The organism is Mesorhizobium sp. M0227, from assembly GCF_040321855.1.
Lineage (GTDB): Bacteria > Pseudomonadota > Alphaproteobacteria > Rhizobiales > Rhizobiaceae > Mesorhizobium.
On sequence record NZ_JAMYSJ010000009.1, the window covers coordinates 143860 to 162776 of the forward strand.

Sequence of the window (18917 nt, forward strand, 5' to 3'; positions counted from 1 at the left end):
ATGACCAGCCAAACAGCACTGAAGCCCGTCACCACAACCGCTCCCGTCTCGGAGCGCGACATGGCGAACGCCATTCGCGCGCTGGCGATGGACAGCGTCCAAAAGGCGAATTCGGGTCACCCTGGCATGCCGATGGGCATGGCCGATGTCGCAACGGTGCTGTTCAACCGCTTCATCAACATCGATCCGTCGAGGCCGGGCTGGCCCGACCGTGACCGTTTCGTGCTTTCAGCCGGCCACGGCTCGATGCTGCAATACGCGCTGCATCATCTGCTTGGCTATGAAGACATGCAGATCGAGGAATTGCAGCGATTTCGGCAGTTGGGCAGCCGCACCGCCGGACATCCGGAATACGGCCATGCGCTTGGCGTGGAGACCACCACCGGACCGCTCGGACAGGGCATTTCCACGGCGGTCGGCATGGCGCTGGCGGAACGTATGCTTGCCGCCCGCTATGGTACCGATCTGGTCGATCATCATACCTATGTGATTGCGGGCGACGGCTGCCTTCAGGAGGGCATCAGTCACGAGGCGATAGACCTCGCTGGTCACCTGAAGCTTTCCCGCCTGATCGTCTTCTCGGACGACAATGCGATTTCCATTGACGGGCCGACCTCCCTCTCCACGTCGATGGACCAGCCGGCGCGCTTCAAGGCCGCCGGCTGGGATGTCCAAAGCGTCGCCGGCCACGACATGGAGGCAGTCGCCGCGGCAATCGAGTCGGCGCGGCGGTCGGATCGGCCATCGCTGATTGCCTGCCGCACAGTGATCGGCATGGGTGCCCCCAATCTCGGCGGTTCGGAGAAGACGCACGGCGCACCGCTGGGTGAAGCAGAGATCGCCGCGACACGCGAAAACATCGGCTGGGCCCACGCGCCGTTCGATGTGCCGGATGATATCCTTTTCGCCTGGCGCGAGATTGCCGGTCGCGGCGAAGCGATGCGGCGCGACTGGGAGCAGCGGCTTGCCGCCTCGCCGCGGCGCGAGGCTTTCGAGAGCGCCGTCGCCGCCGAACTGCCCGACACCGTCTTCAAAGCGCTCGACGCCTTTCGTCGCGAACATGTCGAGAAGGCAACCAAGGTGGCGACGCGAAAAGCCTCCGAAATGGCGCTCGAGGTCATCAACGGCGCAACGGAATTGACCGTCGGCGGCTCGGCCGATCTGACGCATTCAAATCTGACGATCACCAAGGGCATGAACCGCATTGCGCCGGGTGATTATGCCGGCCGCTACATTCACTACGGCATTCGTGAACACGGCATGGCGGCCGCCATGAACGGCATCGCGCTGCATGGCGGTTTCGTGCCCTATGGCGGTACGTTCCTGTGCTTCGCCGATTATGCGCGCGGCGCGATGCGGCTCTCGGCGCTCATGGGCCAGCGCGTCATCTATGTGATGACACACGATTCCATCGGCCTCGGCGAGGACGGCCCGACGCACCAGCCGGTCGAGCACCTTGCGATGCTGCGTGCCACGCCTAATCTCAACGTCTTCCGCCCGGCGGATGTCATCGAAACGGCGGAGTGCTGGGAACTCGCGCTAAAGAGCAAGGATCGGCCTAGCGTCCTGGTGCTGTCGCGCCAGAACCTGCCGATGCTGCGTCGGTCGCACAGCGACGAGAACCGCTCCTGCCAGGGCGCTTACATCCTGCGCGAGCCGGCAAAGCACCGCGCCGTCACCCTGATCGCCACCGGCTCGGAGGTCGAGATCGCGGTTGCTGCCGCCGAAAGGCTGGAGACCGAGCATGGCGTCGCCGCCGCCGTCGTGTCGATGCCGTGCTGGGAGCTTTTCGAGGAGCAGGAAAGCGCCACCCGCAAGGCCGTTCTCGGCTCGGCGCCGCGCGTCGCGGTCGAAGCGGCAGCCCGGCTGGGCTGGGACCGCTGGATCGGCGAGACCGGCGCTTTCGTCGGCATGACCGGCTTCGGCGCCAGCGCCCCTGCCCCCGACCTCTACCGGCATTTCAACATAACGTCCGAAGCGGTTGCTGCAGCGGCGCTGAAGCTCATCATCTAGGAGGATTCACAATGGCTCGCATCACCCTTCGCCAGCTTCTCGACCATGCCGCCGAGCACGGCTACGGCGTTCCGGCATTCAACATCAACAACATGGAACAGGGCCTCGCCATCATGGAGGCGGCCAAGGCCTGCGACGCGCCAGTCATCATCCAGGCTTCACGTGGCGCCCGGTCCTATGCCAACGACATCATGCTGGCCAAGATGATGGAGGCGCTGACCGAAATCCACCCGGCCATCCCGCTATGCATCCATCAAGACCACGGCAACAGCGAGGCCACCTGCCTTTCCGCGATCCGCCACGGCTTCACCTCGGTGATGATGGACGGATCCTTGATGGCGGACGCCAAGACGCCGGCAAGCTACGACTACAACGTCGCCATAACCGAACGCGTCGCACGCATGGCGCATTGGGTCGGCGCTTCCGTCGAAGGCGAACTGGGCGTGCTCGGCTCGCTGGAAACCGGCCAAAGCGAGGCGGAGGATGGCCACGGCGCCGAGGGCGCGCTCTCTCACGACCAACTCTTGACCGATCCAGATCAGGCGGTCGATTTTGTGACTGCAACCCAGGTCGACGCGCTGGCGATTGCCTGCGGCACCTCGCACGGCGCCTACAAATTCACCCGCAAGCCGGACGGCGACATCCTGGCCATGCAGGTGATCGAGGCGATCCACGAGAAGCTGCCCAACACGCATCTGGTCATGCACGGCTCTTCCTCTGTGCCGCAGGAGCTGCAGGACATCATCAACAGATACGGCGGCGAGATGCCCCAGACCTTTGGCGTTCCGGTCGAGGAGATCGAGCGCGGCATCCGCTTCGGCGTGCGCAAGGTCAACATCGACACCGATTGCCGCATGGCCATGGCCGGACAGTTCCGCCGCGTCGCGACGGAAGACCCGCGCGAGTTCGATCCCCGCAAATTCCTGAAACCCGCCATGGATGCCTTGCGCGATCTCTGCCGGGACCGCTTCGAGCGTTTCGGTACGGCCTCCAACGCCTCGAAGATCAAGGTCATCGCCATGGACGAGATGGCGAAACGTTACGCCGCGGGAAAACTCGACCCCCATATCGCAACCGCGAAAGCCGCCTGAGCAACAAACAGGAGACCTGTCATGAACAAGATCGACATACTGCCAGCGGGGACGCTCAAGGAAGGCAAGGAACGCTACAAGTCAGGGGTCATCCCCTACAAGAAGATGGGCTATTGGGAGCCTGACTACAGGCCCAAGGAAACCGATCTGATCGCGATGTTCCGGATCACGCCGCAACCCGGTGTCGACCACGAGGAGGCGGCGGCCGCCATCGCCGGCGAATCCTCCACCGCGACGTGGACCGTGGTGTGGACCGACCGGCTGACCGCCTGCGAGCTCTACCGCGCCAAGGCGTTCAGATCCGAGCCGGTGCCGAACACCGGTCCCGGAACCAAGACCGAACAACAGTACTTCGCCTACATCGCCTACGACCTCGACCTGTTCGAGCCGGGCTCGATCGCCAATTTGACCGCATCGATCATCGGCAATGTGTTCGGCTTCAAGGCAGTCAAGGCGCTGCGGCTGGAAGACATGCGTATCCCGGTCGCGTACCTCAAAACCTTCCAGGGGCCGGCGACTGGCATCGTGGTGGAGCGTGAGCGGCTCGACAAGTTCGGCCGGCCGCTGCTCGGCGCTACGACGAAGCCGAAGCTCGGCCTCTCGGGCCGCAATTACGGGCGCGTCGTTTACGAAGCGCTGAAGGGCGGCCTCGATTTCGTCAAGGACGACGAGAACATCAACTCGCAGCCCTTCATGCATTGGCGCGACCGCTTCCTCTACTGCATGGAGGCCGTGAACAAGGCGTCGGCTGCCACCGGCGAGGTCAAAGGCCATTATCTCAACGTCACCGCCGGCACGATGGAGGAGATGTACGAGCGCGCCGAATTCGCCAAGCAGCTTGGCTCCTGCATCGTCATGATCGACCTCGTCATCGGCTACACGGCGATCCAATCTATGGCCAAGTGGGCACGCCGCAACGACATGATCCTGCACCTGCACCGTGCCGGCAACTCGACCTATTCGCGCCAGAAGAACCACGGCATGAATTTCCGCGTCATCTGCAAATGGATGCGCATGGCCGGCGTCGACCACATCCATGCCGGCACGGTGGTCGGCAAGCTGGAAGGCGACCCGCTCATGATCAAGGGATTTTATGACACGCTGCGTGAGGAGCGCACGCCGCAGAACCTCGAAACCGGGCTGTTCTTCGATCAAGAATGGGCCTCGCTCAACAAGGTGATGCCCGTCGCCTCGGGCGGCATCCATGCCGGCCAGATGCATCAGTTGATCCACTATCTCGGCGAGGACGTCATCCTGCAGTTCGGCGGCGGCACAATCGGCCATCCGGACGGCATCCAGGCAGGCGCGACGGCCAATCGCGTCGCCCTGGAAGCGATGATCCTGGCCCGCAACGAGGGGCGCGATTATTTGCGCGAAGGGACCAAGATCCTCGAACAGGCGGCCAGATGGTGCACGCCGCTGAAGGCTGCCCTGGAGACCTGGAAGGACGTCACCTTCAACTACGAATCGACCGACACGGCCGACTTCGTGCCAACCGCAACGCCCAGCTTCTAGACGAAAGGAACCATCGTCATGATGACCAATCCGGGAAACAAGGTCACGCAGGGACAGTTCTCGTTCCTGCCAGACCTGACCGATGAGCAGATTTCGGCGCAGATCAAATACGCGCTGAAGAACCATTGGGCGGTCAGCGTCGAGTACACGGACGATCCGCATCCGCGAAACACCTACTGGGAAATGTACGGCAACCCGATGTTCGATTTGAAAGATCCGGCGGGCATACTGCTCGAGGTCAATGCATGCCGGAAAGCCTGTCCGAACATGTATGTGCGGGTAACCGCCTTCGATTCGACCAAGGGCTGGGAAGCGCCGCGCATGTCGTTCATTGTCAACCGGCCGCCCAGCGAACCCGGGTTCCGGCTGCTGCGCCAGGAGCGCGACGGCCGCAGCCAGGGTTATTCGATCGTGCCTTATGCGACCGACAGGCCCGAGGGCGAGCGGAGCTAGCTGAACCATGCTGAACGCGATGACCAAGGACGCTGCCGCACAGGACGCGACGGTTGATCTGCAGGCCGAGTTCGAGGCCTCCAACATCGACGAGGTGATGGACAAGCTCGACCGTGAACTCGTTGGCCTGAAGCCGGTCAAGACCCGCATCCGCGAGATCGCCGCTCTCCTCCTGGTCGACCGGCTTCGCCGCAAGTTCGGGCTGACCTCGGGCGCCCCGACGCTGCACATGAACTTTACGGGAAATCCCGGCACCGGAAAGACCACCGTGGCGCTGAGGATGGCCGAAATCCTGCATCGTCTGGGCTATGTCCGCGAAGGCCACATGGTCGCCGTGACGCGCGACGATCTTGTTGGCCAGTATGTGGGCCACACCGCGCCCAAGACCCGCGAGGTGATCAAGCGTGCCATGGGCGGCGTGCTTTTCATCGACGAGGCCTACTATCTCTACAAGCCCGAGAACGAACGCGACTACGGCCAGGAATCGATCGAAATCCTGCTGCAGTGCATGGAGAACAACCGTGACGATCTGGTTGTGATCCTTGCCGGCTACAAGAACAAGATGGACCGCTTCTTCGACAGCAATCCCGGTATGCGTTCGCGCATCGCCCACCATCTCGATTTCCCCGACTATGGTGTCAGCGAACTGAAATCAATCGCCGAGATTATGCTCGCGGAGCAGAATTATCGCCTCAGCGAGGCGGCATCCCGTGCGCTCGAAGAGTATCTTCCGATCCGCATGAGGCTGCCGCATTTCTCCAACGCGCGTTCGGTCCGCAATGGGCTCGATCGGGCACGGCTGCGGCAGGCCAACCGGCTTTTCGCATCGCGCAGCAGGGTGTTGACCAAGGCCGATCTTGTCACCATCGAGGAATCCGACATCCGCGGCAGCCGCGTGTTCGCGGAAGGGAAACTCGAAGGCGAACCGGAGACGAAGATGCGCTGACGGGATGGAGCCGGCTGGCGCAGAGACCAACAGCGCAGACAGGATTGGAGACGACGACCATGGTCACCAGGACAATCATCGCACCCTCGGTGCTTTCCGCGGATTTCTCGCGGCTCGGCGACGAGGTCGAAGCTGTCGTGCGGGCGGGTGCCGACTGGATCCATCTCGACGTGATGGACGGGCATTTCGTACCCAACATCACCTTCGGTCCGCCGGTGATCAAGGCGATCCGCGACCGAACGGACAAAGTCTTCGACTGCCATCTGATGATCGCGCCGGCCGACCCCTATCTGGCCGCCTTCGCCGACGCCGGCTGCGACATCATCACGGTGCACGCCGAGGCCGGGCCGCATCTCGATCGTTCCCTGCAGGCGATCAAAAATCTCGGCAAGAAGGCCGGCGTATCGCTGAATCCTTCGACGCCGGAGAGCGCCATCGAATATGTGCTCGACAGGCTCGACCTGGTGCTTCTGATGACGGTCAATCCAGGCTTTGGCGGCCAGGCCTTCATTTCCGCGGTCATCGAGAAGATCAGGCGAATCAAGGCACTGGTTGGCCACCGCCCGATTGACATCGAAATCGATGGCGGCGTCACGGCCGAAACCGCCCCGCTGGTCGCCGCGGCCGGCGCCAATGTGCTGGTCGCCGGGTCGGCCGTGTTCAAGGGGGGCACCGAGGCGGCCTATCGCGCCAACATTGGAACCATCCGACAGGCGGCCGACGGTGCGATCCGGAAAGCCGCGTAAACCATTCCATCGGAGGCAAGCATGGCGGCCGTCCCCCCTGTCTGCGATTTCGGCTGGCGCGCCATCGATGCCGTTTTGCCTGACGTCGACGGCAGGTCGCATTCGATCTTCAGCCAGGCCGGCCCGAACGGCCTGGTCGTGGCCTTCATCTGCAATCACTGCCCTTATGTGAAGGCGGTGATTTCACGTATCGTGCGCGATGCCAACGACCTCAAGGCCGAAGGTATCGGCTTTGTCGCGATCAACTCAAACGATGCCGATGCCTACCCGGAGGATTCCTTCGACCAAATGAAGCTATTCGCCACGACGAGCGGCTTCAGCTTCCCTTACCTGCACGACCAGCACCAAACTGTGGCGCGCGATTACGCAGCCGTGTGCACTCCCGATTTCTTCGGGTTCAACAGCGAGTTGGGACTGCAATATCGCGGTCGGCTGGACGCCTCGCGACGAGAAGCCGGAGCGCCCGGGCTGAGACGCGATCTGTTCGAGGCGATGAAGCAGGTTGCCCGAACCGGCGACGGGCCGCTGGACCAGATCGCCTCGATCGGCTGCTCGATCAAGTGGAAGGATGCCGCATGAACGTCGGCGCAGGTAGGCCGCTTCGATCGCCGAAGGCGATCCTGTTCGACCTCGACGGCACGCTGGTCGACTCGGCGCCGGACATAGCGGCCGCAGTCAACGAATTGCTGGCCAGCCGCGATCTGCCGCCGCTGCGCCTGGATCAGGTCACGGCCATGATCGGCGGCGGCGTCAGGAAATTGATCGAGCGAGCCTTCGCGGCGTCGGGAGCGCCACTGCTCGGTAACGCTCTCGATGAGGCCAACCGCGTCATGGCGCCTATCTACCGCCGGCATCTGACCGGCCTGACAAGGCTGATGCCTGGCGTCAGGGAGGCTCTCACCCACTTTCATTTGGGCGGGGTAAGCATGGGGGTGGTAACCAACAAACCGCAGTTGGCGACCCGCGAAATCCTGCTTCATTTCGGATTGACGGAATATTTCGGCGCCATCGTTGGCGGAGACGCGGTGACATTCCTGAAACCGGCGCCCGATGCCCTGCTGCTGGCGTTGGCACAGCTTGGGGTCGACGCCGGTGACGCGCTGCTGGTCGGAGACAGTGGCGCTGACCTGGGCGCCGCACGCGCCGCCGGCTTGCCCGTCATTCTGTTGCGCGGCGGCTACAGCCACATTCCGGTGGAAGAGCTTGGCGCCGACCTTGTTTGCGACAGCCTTTTCGATCTGCCTTCGGCAATGCAGAGGCTGCAAGCCGATGCGTGATTGAGGCGTCCGCCGGCCGAACGCAAATTCGAACGGCCGGCTGCGCTCTATTTCGAGAATTGCTTCAGATAGGCAATGACATTGGCGATGTCTTCGTCCTGCTTGAGGCCGACAAACGCCATCTTCGTTCCTTTGACCATGGCCTTGGGATCGTGAAGATAGGTCTTCAGTGAGGGCTCATCCCATTTGACGCCGGATTTGCCAGCCGCGACCATCGCCTGAGAATAGCTGAACCCCGGGTGTGTTCCAGCCGTTCGGCCTATGACGCCGTTCAACGACGGGCCGACCTTGTTCTTGTCCTGGTCGGCGACGTGGCAGACCTTGCATTTGGCGAAGACCTTCTCACCCGCCGCCGCATCCTGTGCCTGGGATTGGCTCGCGATGAAGGGCACAACGGACATGACTGCGAAAAATGCGATTGCGCGCATGGCATTTCCTCATTGATCGTCTGGGTGCCCTGGACGATTTGCGCATGCCGATCCTTTGATCCGTCGGCATGCGCCTTACGCGGTGGTGTGGAATATCCGCTTCTCCCGTGGAGCCGCGCCGCGTGATTCAGAAGCTAATTGGCATGTTGTGAAAGTCAATCGTACAAAGGTTTAGAGGCCTGGGTGCTCAACAGACCCGTCCATTCGTCTTTGTTGACGGTGATCCGGCGAGCGCGTAGCTTGACCTCACTCCGGTTTCTCCATTGGCACCTCGGGAAATCCGGCAAACGGTGATTTTGCCCTCGCTTCTGGTTGGGCTGAGCTCGCCGGGATGAGCGTTTGGGAACGCGCAAGAGGTGCTGAATGGACATGGTCGATCTCATATTGACGGTTTGCCTCAGCGCCAATCCGAGCAATTGCCGAGACGAACATCTCTATTTCGAGAGCCGCGGCACTCTGTTCCAATGCATGATCCTTGCCCCCAGCGAAATCGCGAAATGGTCCCAAGAACACCCGACCCTCAAGGTCATGCGCTGGAAATGCGCATTTCCAAACAAGGAACGAGCCATTTGATTTGGCAGCGCGGAACCCTGGGGAGGAGGTGTCATGATGGTTTCACGGCGCATGACGTTGCGTCTGGCGGTTCTCGGGACAGCCGCTGTTCTTGCTACCAGGCCGGGCGTTGCGGCAGCCAGGATTCGCCTCGGTGTGCTGAAGTTTGGAACCGTGAGTTGGGAACTCGATACGCTAAGGCAGCACAAATTCGATGCCGCGAACGGGATCGGTCTGGAGATCATCGACTTCGCCGGCGAGGATGCAACCAACGTCGCGATGCTGGCTGGCGCGATCGATATGATCGTCTCCGACTGGCTGTGGGTCTCGCGCCAGCGCTCCGAAGGCGGCGACCTCACATTGACCCCCTATTCGACCGCGGTGGGTGCGATCATGGTGAAGGAGGATTCGCCGATCCGGACGGTCGCCGATCTCAAGGACAAGAAGATCGGCGTCGCCGGCGGCCCGCTCGACAAGAGTTGGCTGCTGATACAAGCGCTGACCAGACGCGATCTCGGCGTCGACCTGTCGGCAACCAGCGACATCGTCTTTGGCGCGCCGCCACTGATTTCGGAAAAGGCGATACAGGGCGAACTCGATGCAGTGCTGAATTTCTGGCATTTTTGCGCGCGTCTCGAGGCCAATGGCTTCCGTCGATTGATCGGCGTGAATGACGCGGCAAAGACGCTCGGGGCTCTGGGACCCGTTTCGGCGCTCGGTTACGTCTTCCATGACCAATGGGCCAACGAGAACCCCGATGCCGTCAGGGGTTTCGTGAGGGCGTCCGCGCAAGCCAAGGACTTGCTGGCCAGATCCGATGACGAATGGCTGCGCCTGGCGCCGATCATTCGCGCGGAAGGCAAGGAACTGGAAAAACTGCGCGATCGCTACCGCCAGGGCATTCCCAGCCGGTCGATCGCCGAGGAAGCGGCCGACGCCGGCAGGCTATACCATGTGCTTGCGGCGATCGGCGGCGCGAAGCTTGTCGGCAGCGCGCCGGAAATGGCGCCCGGCACGTTCTGGCAGGACCCCGAGAAATGACCGCATTGGGAACCGACGGCGCGCGTGATGCCCCGCCGACCATGTCCGGCCGACGCAATCTGGCGACGGCACTCATGCCCGCGCTGACCGTAGCGGTCTCCCTGCTCGGGCTTTGCCTGCTGTGGAACCTTGCGGCAAGTGTCTGGCCAAGCCGTGCCTTTCCAGGACCTGGGCAGGTCTGGCAGGTGCTTCTCAGGGAGGCTGCGAGCGGCGACCTTTTTTACCATCTCGGCGTGACCCTCGGCCGGGTCGCCGCGGCATATATCGTCGCAATGATCATCGGATCCGTCATCGGCGTTTTGCTCGGCAGCCATCGTCGCGTCGACCGTTTTTTCAACCCGTGGGTGATCCTGTTCCTCAACATCCCGGCGCTGGTGGTCATCGTCCTCGGCTATATCTGGTTCGGCCTCAACGAGGTGGCGGCGATCGGCGCGGTGGCGGTGAACAAGATCCCGAATGTCGTGGTGACGATGCGCGAAGGCGCCAGGGCGCTTGATCCAAGTTACGCCGAAATGGCCACCGTCTATCGCTTCGGCCGCCTTGAACGCATCCGCCATATCCTGCTGCCGCAATTGCAGCCCTATCTTGCCGCCGCATCGCGATCCGGCATCGCCCTCATCTGGAAGATCGTCCTGGTCGTCGAGTTGCTCGGCCGCTCGAACGGTGTCGGCTTCCAGATCCATCTCTATTTCCAGCTCTTCGATGTCGCCGCCATTCTTGCCTACACGCTGGCTTTCGTGGCGGTGATGCTTGTCATTGAACTTCTCCTGGTGCAGCCCGTTGAACGACATGCAACCCGTTGGCGCCGTCGTCCCGCTTAAGGTCGACATCGCCGAAAAGACCTTCAGGTCCGCGCGAGGCGTCTCGATCACGGCGCTTCAGGACCTTTCCTTCGAGGTCCGGCAAGGCGAATTCGCCTGCTTGCTGGGACCGTCGGGCTGCGGCAAAACCACGACGCTGCGTATCCTGCTTGGCTTGGACAAAGACTTTTCCGGCTCCTTCCAGTTGCCGCAAGGAGGTTCGAACCGCATCGCCGCCGTATTCCAGGAACCGACCCTGCTGCCGTGGCGAACGGTGGAGCAGAATGTCAGGCTGGCGTTGCCGAAAAGCTTGAGAGCGAAAAATCTCGACAGGCTGTTCGACACGCTCGGCCTCGCCGGCATGCGCTCGCTCTATCCTGCCGAACTGTCGCTCGGCCTTGCGCGCAGGGCAGCACTTGCCAGGGCTTTCGCCACCGAGCCGGCGGTGCTTTTCCTGGACGAACCCTTTGTCTCGCTCGACGAACAGACCGCCGAGCGGCTTCGGCATCTGCTTTTGACCGTGTGGTCGGCACGGCCAACGACCGCCTTGATGGTGACGCACAATCTACGCGAGGCACTGATGCTGTCGGACCGCATCATCGTGCTCGCGCCGCGGCCAACCCATGTGCTCGGCGTGTTCGACGTACGGCTGCCACGGCAACATCGCAATTCGCAGGTGATGAGCGACCTTCTGCGGTCGTTCCATCATAGATTTCCGGACGTCACCTGATTGCCAGCAGGCGAAATGCATATCGGAGGCCTTCATGTCGGTTGATCTGCTAAGACGCAGGCTTGTGAGTGGCTTCGCCTGCACCGCCGCCAGCGCCGCCTTGCTGCCATGCTGCCTCGGACGAGCCGTTCTGGCCGCAGGTGGCAGTTCTCGGTTCTCGGTCAGACAAATCGCCGACGGCGTCTTCGCCTTCCAGGGCGCGGATGAGTTGATGACCGCCGCCAACGACGGTGCGATCTGCAATCTGGGCGCCGTCATCGGCACCGATGCGGTTGCCGTCATCGACAGCGGTGGCAGCCTCATCGAGGCGCACGCCTTTCTCGCCGCGATCGGAAAGCTGACAGCAAAGCCGGTTCGCTTCCTGGTCAACACCCACATGCATCCCGACCATATCTTCGGCAATGCGGCATTCCGGAAGATCGGCGCGACCATCGTCGGTCACCGTAATCTGCCGCGTGCTCTCGAGGCGCGTGGCGCGTTCTATCTGCACAACTATCGCGAACAGCTTGGCGAGGCGCTGATGGAGGGGATCGAGATCGTGTCGCCGACCATGCTGGTCGACGATCGCCTGCAACTCGACCTCGGCGGGCGCATGATCGAACTGCGGGCATGGAAGGCGGCGCACACCGACAACGACCTGACCGTGTTCGATCCCGCGACCAGAACGCTCTTTGCCGGCGATCTCGTGTTCATAGGCTCCTTGCCGACGCTCGACGGATCACTGCTTGGATGGCTCCGCCAGATGGATGCGCTCACCGCGATCGACGCCGCGCGCGTCGTTCCAGGTCATGGTCCTGTAACGGCCGACTGGCCACAGGCGCTGGCGGAGGAGCGACGCTATTTCGAGATTCTGGCGCGCGATATCCGAAAGGCGATCGCCGACGGAACGCCGCTGCGCGAAGCAGTTAAAACCGCGGGCGAAACCGAACGGGATAATTGGCACCTGTTCGACGATTACAACGAGCGCAACGCAACGGCCGCATTTGCCGAACTCGAATGGGAATAGACGATGCCGACACGCGTCAGGTACCTGTAACGCACGGCGATTTGCCAAGGTGTCGCCAAAGGCTTATCCTCAACGCAGCCTGGGCACCACCTCTCTTGCATTGGTGGAGGCATCGAAATGCAAAATCACGCTTACTCGAGCCGGCAGCTCGCTTTGCCGCTCGCATCCGTTTTCGTCGCGATCATCTTGGCCATCGGCACGCTGCTCGGCTCCTCGGGAACCGCCAGCGCACAGCAAACAACCGCGTCCTCGGATAGGATCTGGCAGGATTTGAAGGGCGACGTGTTCGGCGATCGGGCAATTCTGGTCGATACCGGGGTCGTCAGGATCGAAGCGCCGAAGCGGGCGCAGGATGCCGCCATCGTGCCCGTCGACATCTATCTCGATCCAGCCAAGGCGCCGGACGGCATCAAATCCGTTACCTTGATCATCGATGCCAACCCTGCACCGGTGGCGGCAACGTTCCAGCTCGGCAAGGATGCCGGCGTGACGCATCTGTCGACGCGCGTGCGCGTCAACGACTATTCCTATCTGCGTGCCATCGCTGAGACGCAGAGCGGCCAACTCCATATGATGCAGACCTTCGTCAAGGCATCAGGCGGATGCTCCGCCCCTGCGGTCAAGAACCAGGACGAGGCCAACGCAACGATGGGTCAGATGAAGCTGCGCCAGTTCCCGCCCAAAGAGACGATGACCAAGACTGAGGAACTGCAGTTGATGATCCGGCACCCTAATAATTCGGGCCTGCAGCGGGATCCGCTGACCCAGTATTTCATACCGGCCCATTTTGTCCAGAAACTGTCGATCTCCCAAGCCGGCCGGCCGATCCTCTCCATGGAAGGTGGAATATCGATTTCGGAAGACCCCAATTTCCGGTTCGATTTCAGCGTGCACGGCAACGGCGAAATCCAGGTGGAAGCGATCGACACGGATGGCAAGACATTCCGCAATCAGTGGCCCCTGGAGACAGCAGGTCTCTGAAGTATCCCTCTTGCGCCGTAATGCCGGCTGCTTGCCAGCTCGATCCCGAAAGTGGAGTTCGTTTCGCGAGGATCAGACAAAGGATGGTACTCCATCCGGCTTGCGGAGGGAGCAGGCTCTAAAAGCAGCGCACGTCGGCTTCCGACTGCGCGCGCTTCAATTCGGTGCGGGCTGCCTTCGCCGGTGCGCTTTCGCGAAACAACCCCGCGTTTTCCCCTGTGGTCAAAGACATGCTCTTGAAAGTCTCGGCTCTCTCATAGTGGTCGTAGGGAAGGATCGAGGCGATGACGTCGATCGAGCAGGAACAGCTTTCCAGCGCCTGACGTGTCTGGCCGTTCGTCTGCATGCAGCCGAGCACGTAATCGGCGATCGTTGCTGTCGGGTAATCTCCCGCGGCGCCCGCCGGGTTTGCGAAGGCCAGCGGCGCGGCAAGGAGCAGCGGCAAAGTCGAAAATCCAACATATCTGATCACGGGAAAACCTCCGGTTGGGCTGGGCGCGATGCGCCCAGTCGGGATCACCGTGGCAGTTGGCAACGTGCCGCAGAGTCAGTCAAGCGCCCATGGCTTCCGTATACGACCAAAGGAGGAATGCAGTGCTGGTCGACGGTGGTTCCGCATGGGGGCCCCATGCCCCGGTCCACGCTCCAACTCCAACGATCATCTCATGCTTGGCTCACTATCGTTTCCCAACGGGGCACGTACATGGCCATGCCGAGACATCGAAGTGAATACCTCCAAATAAAATCCACACTTAGGTGAAATGTAAAACTCAAAAAATAATCAAATTTTATCCGGCCCACCGTTATTTCTCAATCAGAAATACTTCATCTAACAAATACTACCCTACTTATTTCCTTATATTGCGCCGCATCATTTACGATATTGCGGTGCAAAAAAACACCCAGGCTTTTTTGCTTGCCTAGCGTTTTGCGATGACATAGCCTCACTCTGTTTCCGGCTTCAAGGGCGTCACCGTCATTAGGGAGCGGCGACAGTCTTTCGTAGGCCAAGGTGAGGTGGGCAGTAACGGTGCCCTCTGCACATCTGGCTTAGGTCGTGACACGCTGCCGGAAATATTTCCCCCCCGTGAATCGCTTGGGCAAGCCCTTGTGGGCTCAGCAAATGATTCATCACTATGAACCTCGGGAGGAATTCGGATGCGTGTATTTACGAAAGCTACCTATATTCTAACCACTGCGGCGTTTCTGTCGCTCGGCGCGGCCTTTACGGCGTCGGCTAACGAGGACCTTGCAAAGCTGGCTTCGGATTCGAAGAACTGGGCAATGCAGACGGGTGACTACGCCAACACCCGCTATTCCAAACTCAACCAGATTACTGCGGACAATGTGAAGAACCTGCAGGTCAAGTGGACCTTTTCCACCGGCGTGCTACGAGGCCACGAGGGTGGACCGCTTATCATCGGCGATGTGATGTATGTTCACACGCCTTTCCCGAACAATGTCTTTGCGCTCGATCTCAAGAATGACGGGAAGATCCTCTGGAAATACGAACCCAAGCAGGATCCCAACGTCATTCCGATCATGTGTTGCGATACGGTCAATCGCGGCGTTGCCTATGGTGACGGCAAGATCATTCTCAATCAGGCCGACACCACCGTCGTCGCCCTCGACGCGAAGACCGGCAAGGTCGTCTGGTCGGTCAAGAACGGCGACCAGACCGATGGCGGCAAGGGCGAATCCGGCACGGCTGCTCCCGTCGTCGTCAAGGACAAGGTGCTCATCGGCGTATCCGGCGCCGAATTCGGCGTTCGCGGCTGGCTGGCCGCCTACAATCTGAAAGATGGCAAACTCGCCTGGAAAGCCTATTCGGAAGGTCCGGACGCAGACACCCTGATTGATCCCGAGAAGACCACGCATCTCGGCAAGCCGGTGGGCAAGGACTCCGGCACGAACACCTGGGAAGGCGAGCAGTGGAAGACCGGCGGCGGCACGACATGGGGATGGTATTCCTATGATCCCAAGCTGAACCTGGTCTACTATGGCACCGGCAATCCCTCGACGTGGAACCCGGTACAACGCCCCGGCGACAATCGCTGGTCGATGACGATCATGGCCCGCGATGCGGATACGGGTGTTGCCAAATGGCTCTACCAGATGACCCCGCATGACGAATGGGACTATGACGGCATCAACGAGATGATCCTCGTCGATGGCATGGAGGTCAACGGCGCCAAGCACGACGTGCTGGTGCATTTCGATCGCAATGGTTTCGCCTACACCATGGATCGCGCCACCGGCGACCTTCTCGTCGCCAAGAAATACGATCCGGCCGTGAACTGGGCGACGGAAGTCGTCATGGACCCCAAGAGCGAACAATATGGTCGCCCGCAGGTCGTGGCGAAATATTCGACCCAGCAGAACGGCGAAGACACCAACTCGACGGGCATCTGCCCGGCGGCGCTTGGAACGAAGGACCAGCAGCCGGCGGCCTATTCGCCGAAGACCGGGCTGTTCTATGTCCCGACCAACCATGTCTGCATGGACTATGAGCCTTACAAGGTGAGCTACACCGCCGGTCAGCCTTATGTTGGCGCCACCGTGTCGATGTATCCCGCACCTGGCGGCGACGGCAACATGGGCAACTTCATTGCCTGGGATGCGGCCAAGGGCGAGATCGTCTGGTCGAAGCCCGAGCAGTTCTCGGTGTGGTCGGGTGCGTTGGCGACAGATGGCGACGTCGTCTTCTACGGTACACTCGAAGGCTACATCAAGGCGGTCGATAAGGACGGCAAGGAACTCTACAAGTTCAAGACCCCGTCCGGCATCATCGGCAACATCACGACCTACGAGCAGGGCGGCAAGCAGTACATCGCCGTTCTGTCCGGCGTCGGTGGCTGGGCAGGTATCGGCCTGGCAGGCGGTCTGCTTTCGCCTGATAACGCCGCTGCCTGGCATGGCGCCGTCGATCAGGGCCGTGCCCAAGGCGACGAGGCCGCGGTCGTTGGCACCGCTGGTCTTGGTGCCGTCGGCGGTTACGCTGCACTTGCCGACTACACGACGCTGGGCGGTCAGCTCACCGTCTTCGGTCTCCCGGATTGATGCGCTGGGAACCTTGAGAACGCCTCAGGTCTTGTGAGACCAAAGGCTTGAAGAACGAGAGCCCGGATCATCCGGAAGCCATGGCCGGGCTCTCGATTCGGTCACGCACCCAAAACACCGATCAATGCCGGTCGCGCCAGCAAAACCGTGTCCATTGGCAAATGAAGGAAGTTTGAATGTCCGTTCGCATTGTAATTTCGGCTTTGGTCCTGGCTCTGCTGCCTCTGGCAAGCTCAGGCGTCGCCCAGGCCGACGACAGCATGGAAAAAGCCAAGGCGGTGAAGGAAGAAGGCGGCAAGTATTTGGATGCGGATGGAAATCCGACCTACAAGATCGAAAACGGAACCGTCGATTGGTACACGTTCAGCGGCTACCGCCGGTATCACTCCGATTGCCATGTCTGCCATGGGCAGGACGCAACAGGTTCGAGCTATGCGCCGGCTTTGGTCAACAGCTTGAAAAACATGGATTACGGCACGTTCCTCTCGATCGTCGCCGAGGGCCGCAAGAATGTCGGCGGCGGCAAGGAAAACGTCATGCCTGCCTTTGGCGACAACAAGAATGTCTATTGCTACATGGACGACCTCTACATCTACCTGCGCGCGCGCGCAGATGGCGCGGCGCCCCGCGGACGGCCGCCCAAGCACGAAGACAAGGCCCAGGCGGCGAAGGATGCCGAAGCATCCTGCATGGGTGGATGACATGATTGGCCGCGATGCATTGAAGCTGCGCGTCGTTCTGCCGATCCTCGGAACACTCGCCTTGCTGCCGTCGAACGCGCATGCGCAAAGCGCCGGCCTTGGCGCGGCGGGAGAACTGGTCGATCCCGACATTCTGCGCGTCTGCGCCGATCCCTCGAATATGCCCTTCACCGACAAGAGCGGCGAAGGATTCGAAAACAAGCTGGCCGAACTGGTTGCCGCGAAAACCGGGCGCAAGTCCGTCTCCTACACCTGGTTTCCCACGATCACCGGCTTCGTGCGCAATACGTTGGGGGCCAACCGATGCGACATCATCATGGGCTATGCCCAGGGCGATGAGCTGGTGCAGAACACCAACGCCTACTATCGCTCCGCCTATGTGCTGGTGCATCCGAAAAGCAAAGTTATGGAAGGCGTGGAAACGATCGAGGATCCCAGACTCACGGGCAAGACGATCGGCGTCGTTGAAAGCACGCCGCCAACCGCCAACATGGCCGCCAACAAGCTTCTGCGGACCGCCAAGATCTATCCGCTTGCGGTGGATACGCGCGTCACCCCATCCATGGGAGAGGTCATGATCAAGGACATGCTGGCACACAAGATCGATGCGGCGGTGCTCTGGGGTCCGATGGCAGGTTACTATGCAAGGGAACTCGGAGCTGATGTGACGATCGTTCCACTGGTGAAGGAAAAAACCGGCTCGCGCATGTCTTACCGCATCACCATGGGCGTACGTCCGTCCGACCAGGAATGGAAGCGGACGCTCAACCGGGTGATCAGGGAAAACCAGGCGGAGATCACCAGGATCCTGCTGAGCTACAACGTGCCGCTGATCGACGAACACGACAACCTGATTACCCAATGAATGGAAGGGAGACTATTTTCTTGCTGGTCGCCGCGAGCCTTCTGGGTCTGACCGAGCCGACATGGGCTGGCGATGTCGCCGAACCCAGCGGTTACCGAATGGACGACTATCGGGCGCCGGTGCCGCGGACGCTGCAAGGCGCGAGGGTGGTGACGACGGTGGAAGCGGAAGCGCTGTGGCGAGCGAAAAAGGCGATCTTCTTCGACGTGATGCCGGACACGCCCAAGCCGGCCAATCTGCCGGCAGGGACGATATGGAGGGACAAGGTCAGAAAGGACATTCCAGGCAGCATATGGCTGGCCAATGTGGGATACGGCGCTATTTCGCAGGAGACCGCCAGCTATTTTCGCCAAGGCCTCGAGGCCAAGGCCGGGACGGACAAGTCGCGCGCGATTCTGTTCTACTGCATGACGAATTGCTGGATGTCGTGGAATGCGGCGAAACGGGCCGTCGAGTGGGGCTACAGTTCGGTAATCTGGTATCCGCTCGGCGCTGATGGGTGGGAAGATGCAAACCTTCCACTGGAGGAGAAAAAACCCTACACAACGAACAATTGAAGTAAGGACTGCAATTATTCTCGATAGTTTGTTTTCAACTTTTCAAAACCTATTGTTTCATTTGTCCATTTTGAGACTTGATGGACGAGCCATTGCGTCGGTGCCCTGCAATGGTTGACTAACGACAGGATCGGTCCCTTCGGGCTGGTATAAGA

General features: G+C 61.0%; 20 protein-coding genes. 18 read left to right on the top strand and 2 right to left on the bottom strand.

The genetic code is table 11. From position 1 onward, the window contains the following. From tkt to gph, 8 genes are read left to right on the top strand one after another with little or no spacing between them, the layout of a single operon-like run. Complete coding sequence (gene tkt, locus NKJ00_RS15055; protein WP_352630238.1) at window positions 1-2013, top strand: transketolase; 2013 nt, start codon at window positions 1-3, stop codon at window positions 2011-2013. Between the two features lie 11 nt (window positions 2014-2024). Next, complete coding sequence (fba, locus tag NKJ00_RS15060) at window positions 2025-3104, top strand: class II fructose-bisphosphate aldolase (protein WP_352610606.1); 1080 nt, start codon at window positions 2025-2027, stop codon at window positions 3102-3104. 21 nt (window positions 3105-3125) lie between these two features. After that, window positions 3126-4619 carry a ribulose-bisphosphate carboxylase large subunit gene (locus tag NKJ00_RS15065; RefSeq protein WP_013532056.1) on the top strand — a complete coding sequence of 498 codons (1494 nt, stop codon included), beginning with the start codon at window positions 3126-3128 and terminating at the stop codon, window positions 4617-4619. 18 nt (window positions 4620-4637) lie between these two features. Then, on the top strand, window positions 4638-5072 hold the full coding sequence (locus NKJ00_RS15070; RefSeq protein WP_013532057.1) for a ribulose bisphosphate carboxylase small subunit: 435 nt from the start codon (window positions 4638-4640) through the stop codon (window positions 5070-5072). A 7-nt stretch (window positions 5073-5079) separates the two neighbouring features. After that, window positions 5080-6018, top strand: a complete 939-nt coding sequence (gene cbbX / locus NKJ00_RS15075) for a CbbX protein (RefSeq protein WP_023810399.1) — start codon at window positions 5080-5082, stop codon at window positions 6016-6018. A gap of 59 nt (window positions 6019-6077) precedes the next feature. Then, entirely contained in the window at window positions 6078-6764 is a 687-nt protein-coding gene (gene rpe / locus NKJ00_RS15080; RefSeq protein WP_128303317.1) for a ribulose-phosphate 3-epimerase, read from the top strand. Between the two features lie 21 nt (window positions 6765-6785). Then, on the top strand, window positions 6786-7343 hold the full coding sequence (locus tag NKJ00_RS15085; RefSeq protein WP_023810397.1) for a thioredoxin family protein: 558 nt from the start codon (window positions 6786-6788) through the stop codon (window positions 7341-7343). Further along, a complete protein-coding gene (gph, locus tag NKJ00_RS15090) occupies window positions 7340-8041 on the top strand; it encodes a phosphoglycolate phosphatase (protein WP_352440185.1) in 702 nt (233 codons plus the stop codon). Before NKJ00_RS15085 ends, gph begins: the two co-directional genes overlap by 4 nt. A gap of 47 nt (window positions 8042-8088) precedes the next feature. Here gph and NKJ00_RS15095 read toward each other — a convergent pair whose 3' ends face one another. Beyond that, entirely contained in the window at window positions 8089-8469 is a 381-nt protein-coding gene (locus tag NKJ00_RS15095) for a c-type cytochrome (RefSeq protein ID WP_023810395.1), read from the bottom strand. Between the two features lie 363 nt (window positions 8470-8832). On the opposite strand from NKJ00_RS15095, the gene NKJ00_RS15100 reads away from it, so the two are divergent. The 6 genes from NKJ00_RS15100 (at window position 8833) to NKJ00_RS15125 (ending at window position 13579) form a co-directional block, all read left to right on the top strand. Then, complete coding sequence (locus NKJ00_RS15100) at window positions 8833-9042, top strand: hypothetical protein (protein ID WP_023810394.1); 210 nt, start codon at window positions 8833-8835, stop codon at window positions 9040-9042. Between the two features lie 33 nt (window positions 9043-9075). Next, window positions 9076-10062: an ABC transporter substrate-binding protein gene (locus NKJ00_RS15105; protein ID WP_023810393.1), complete on the top strand. Its 987-nt coding sequence runs from the start codon at window positions 9076-9078 to the stop codon at window positions 10060-10062. After that, a complete protein-coding gene (locus NKJ00_RS15110; RefSeq protein WP_031212962.1) occupies window positions 10059-10883 on the top strand; it encodes an ABC transporter permease in 825 nt (274 codons plus the stop codon). Before NKJ00_RS15105 ends, NKJ00_RS15110 begins: the two co-directional genes overlap by 4 nt. Beyond that, complete coding sequence (locus NKJ00_RS15115) at window positions 10852-11592, top strand: ABC transporter ATP-binding protein (protein WP_023810391.1); 741 nt, start codon at window positions 10852-10854, stop codon at window positions 11590-11592. The genes NKJ00_RS15110 and NKJ00_RS15115 overlap by 32 nt, the downstream gene beginning before the upstream one ends. A gap of 34 nt (window positions 11593-11626) precedes the next feature. Next, window positions 11627-12598, top strand: a complete 972-nt coding sequence (locus tag NKJ00_RS15120; RefSeq protein WP_352610602.1) for a quinoprotein relay system zinc metallohydrolase 2 — start codon at window positions 11627-11629, stop codon at window positions 12596-12598. 117 nt (window positions 12599-12715) lie between these two features. Then, window positions 12716-13579 (top strand): quinoprotein dehydrogenase-associated SoxYZ-like carrier, encoded by an 864-nt coding sequence (locus tag NKJ00_RS15125; RefSeq protein ID WP_352610600.1) that lies wholly within the window; start codon window positions 12716-12718, stop codon window positions 13577-13579. 118 nt (window positions 13580-13697) lie between these two features. Here the strand turns inward: NKJ00_RS15125 and NKJ00_RS15130 are convergent, their stop codons facing one another. Next, entirely contained in the window at window positions 13698-14051 is a 354-nt protein-coding gene (locus NKJ00_RS15130; protein WP_023810388.1) for a hypothetical protein, read from the bottom strand. Window positions 14052-14737: 686 nt separating this feature from the next. On the opposite strand from NKJ00_RS15130, the gene NKJ00_RS15135 reads away from it, so the two are divergent. From NKJ00_RS15135 to NKJ00_RS15150, 4 genes are all read left to right on the top strand, one after another. Next, on the top strand, window positions 14738-16639 hold the full coding sequence (locus tag NKJ00_RS15135) for a methanol/ethanol family PQQ-dependent dehydrogenase (protein ID WP_352610598.1): 1902 nt from the start codon (window positions 14738-14740) through the stop codon (window positions 16637-16639). 176 nt (window positions 16640-16815) lie between these two features. After that, window positions 16816-17340 carry a c-type cytochrome, methanol metabolism-related gene (locus NKJ00_RS15140; protein WP_127327544.1) on the top strand — a complete coding sequence of 175 codons (525 nt, stop codon included), beginning with the start codon at window positions 16816-16818 and terminating at the stop codon, window positions 17338-17340. Continuing rightward, complete coding sequence (locus NKJ00_RS15145; protein ID WP_352610596.1) at window positions 17312-18205, top strand: quinoprotein dehydrogenase-associated putative ABC transporter substrate-binding protein; 894 nt, start codon at window positions 17312-17314, stop codon at window positions 18203-18205. Before NKJ00_RS15140 ends, NKJ00_RS15145 begins: the two co-directional genes overlap by 29 nt. Further along, complete coding sequence (locus NKJ00_RS15150; RefSeq protein ID WP_352610594.1) at window positions 18202-18762, top strand: PQQ-dependent catabolism-associated CXXCW motif protein; 561 nt, start codon at window positions 18202-18204, stop codon at window positions 18760-18762. Before NKJ00_RS15145 ends, NKJ00_RS15150 begins: the two co-directional genes overlap by 4 nt. Window positions 18763-18917 lie beyond the last annotated feature (155 nt).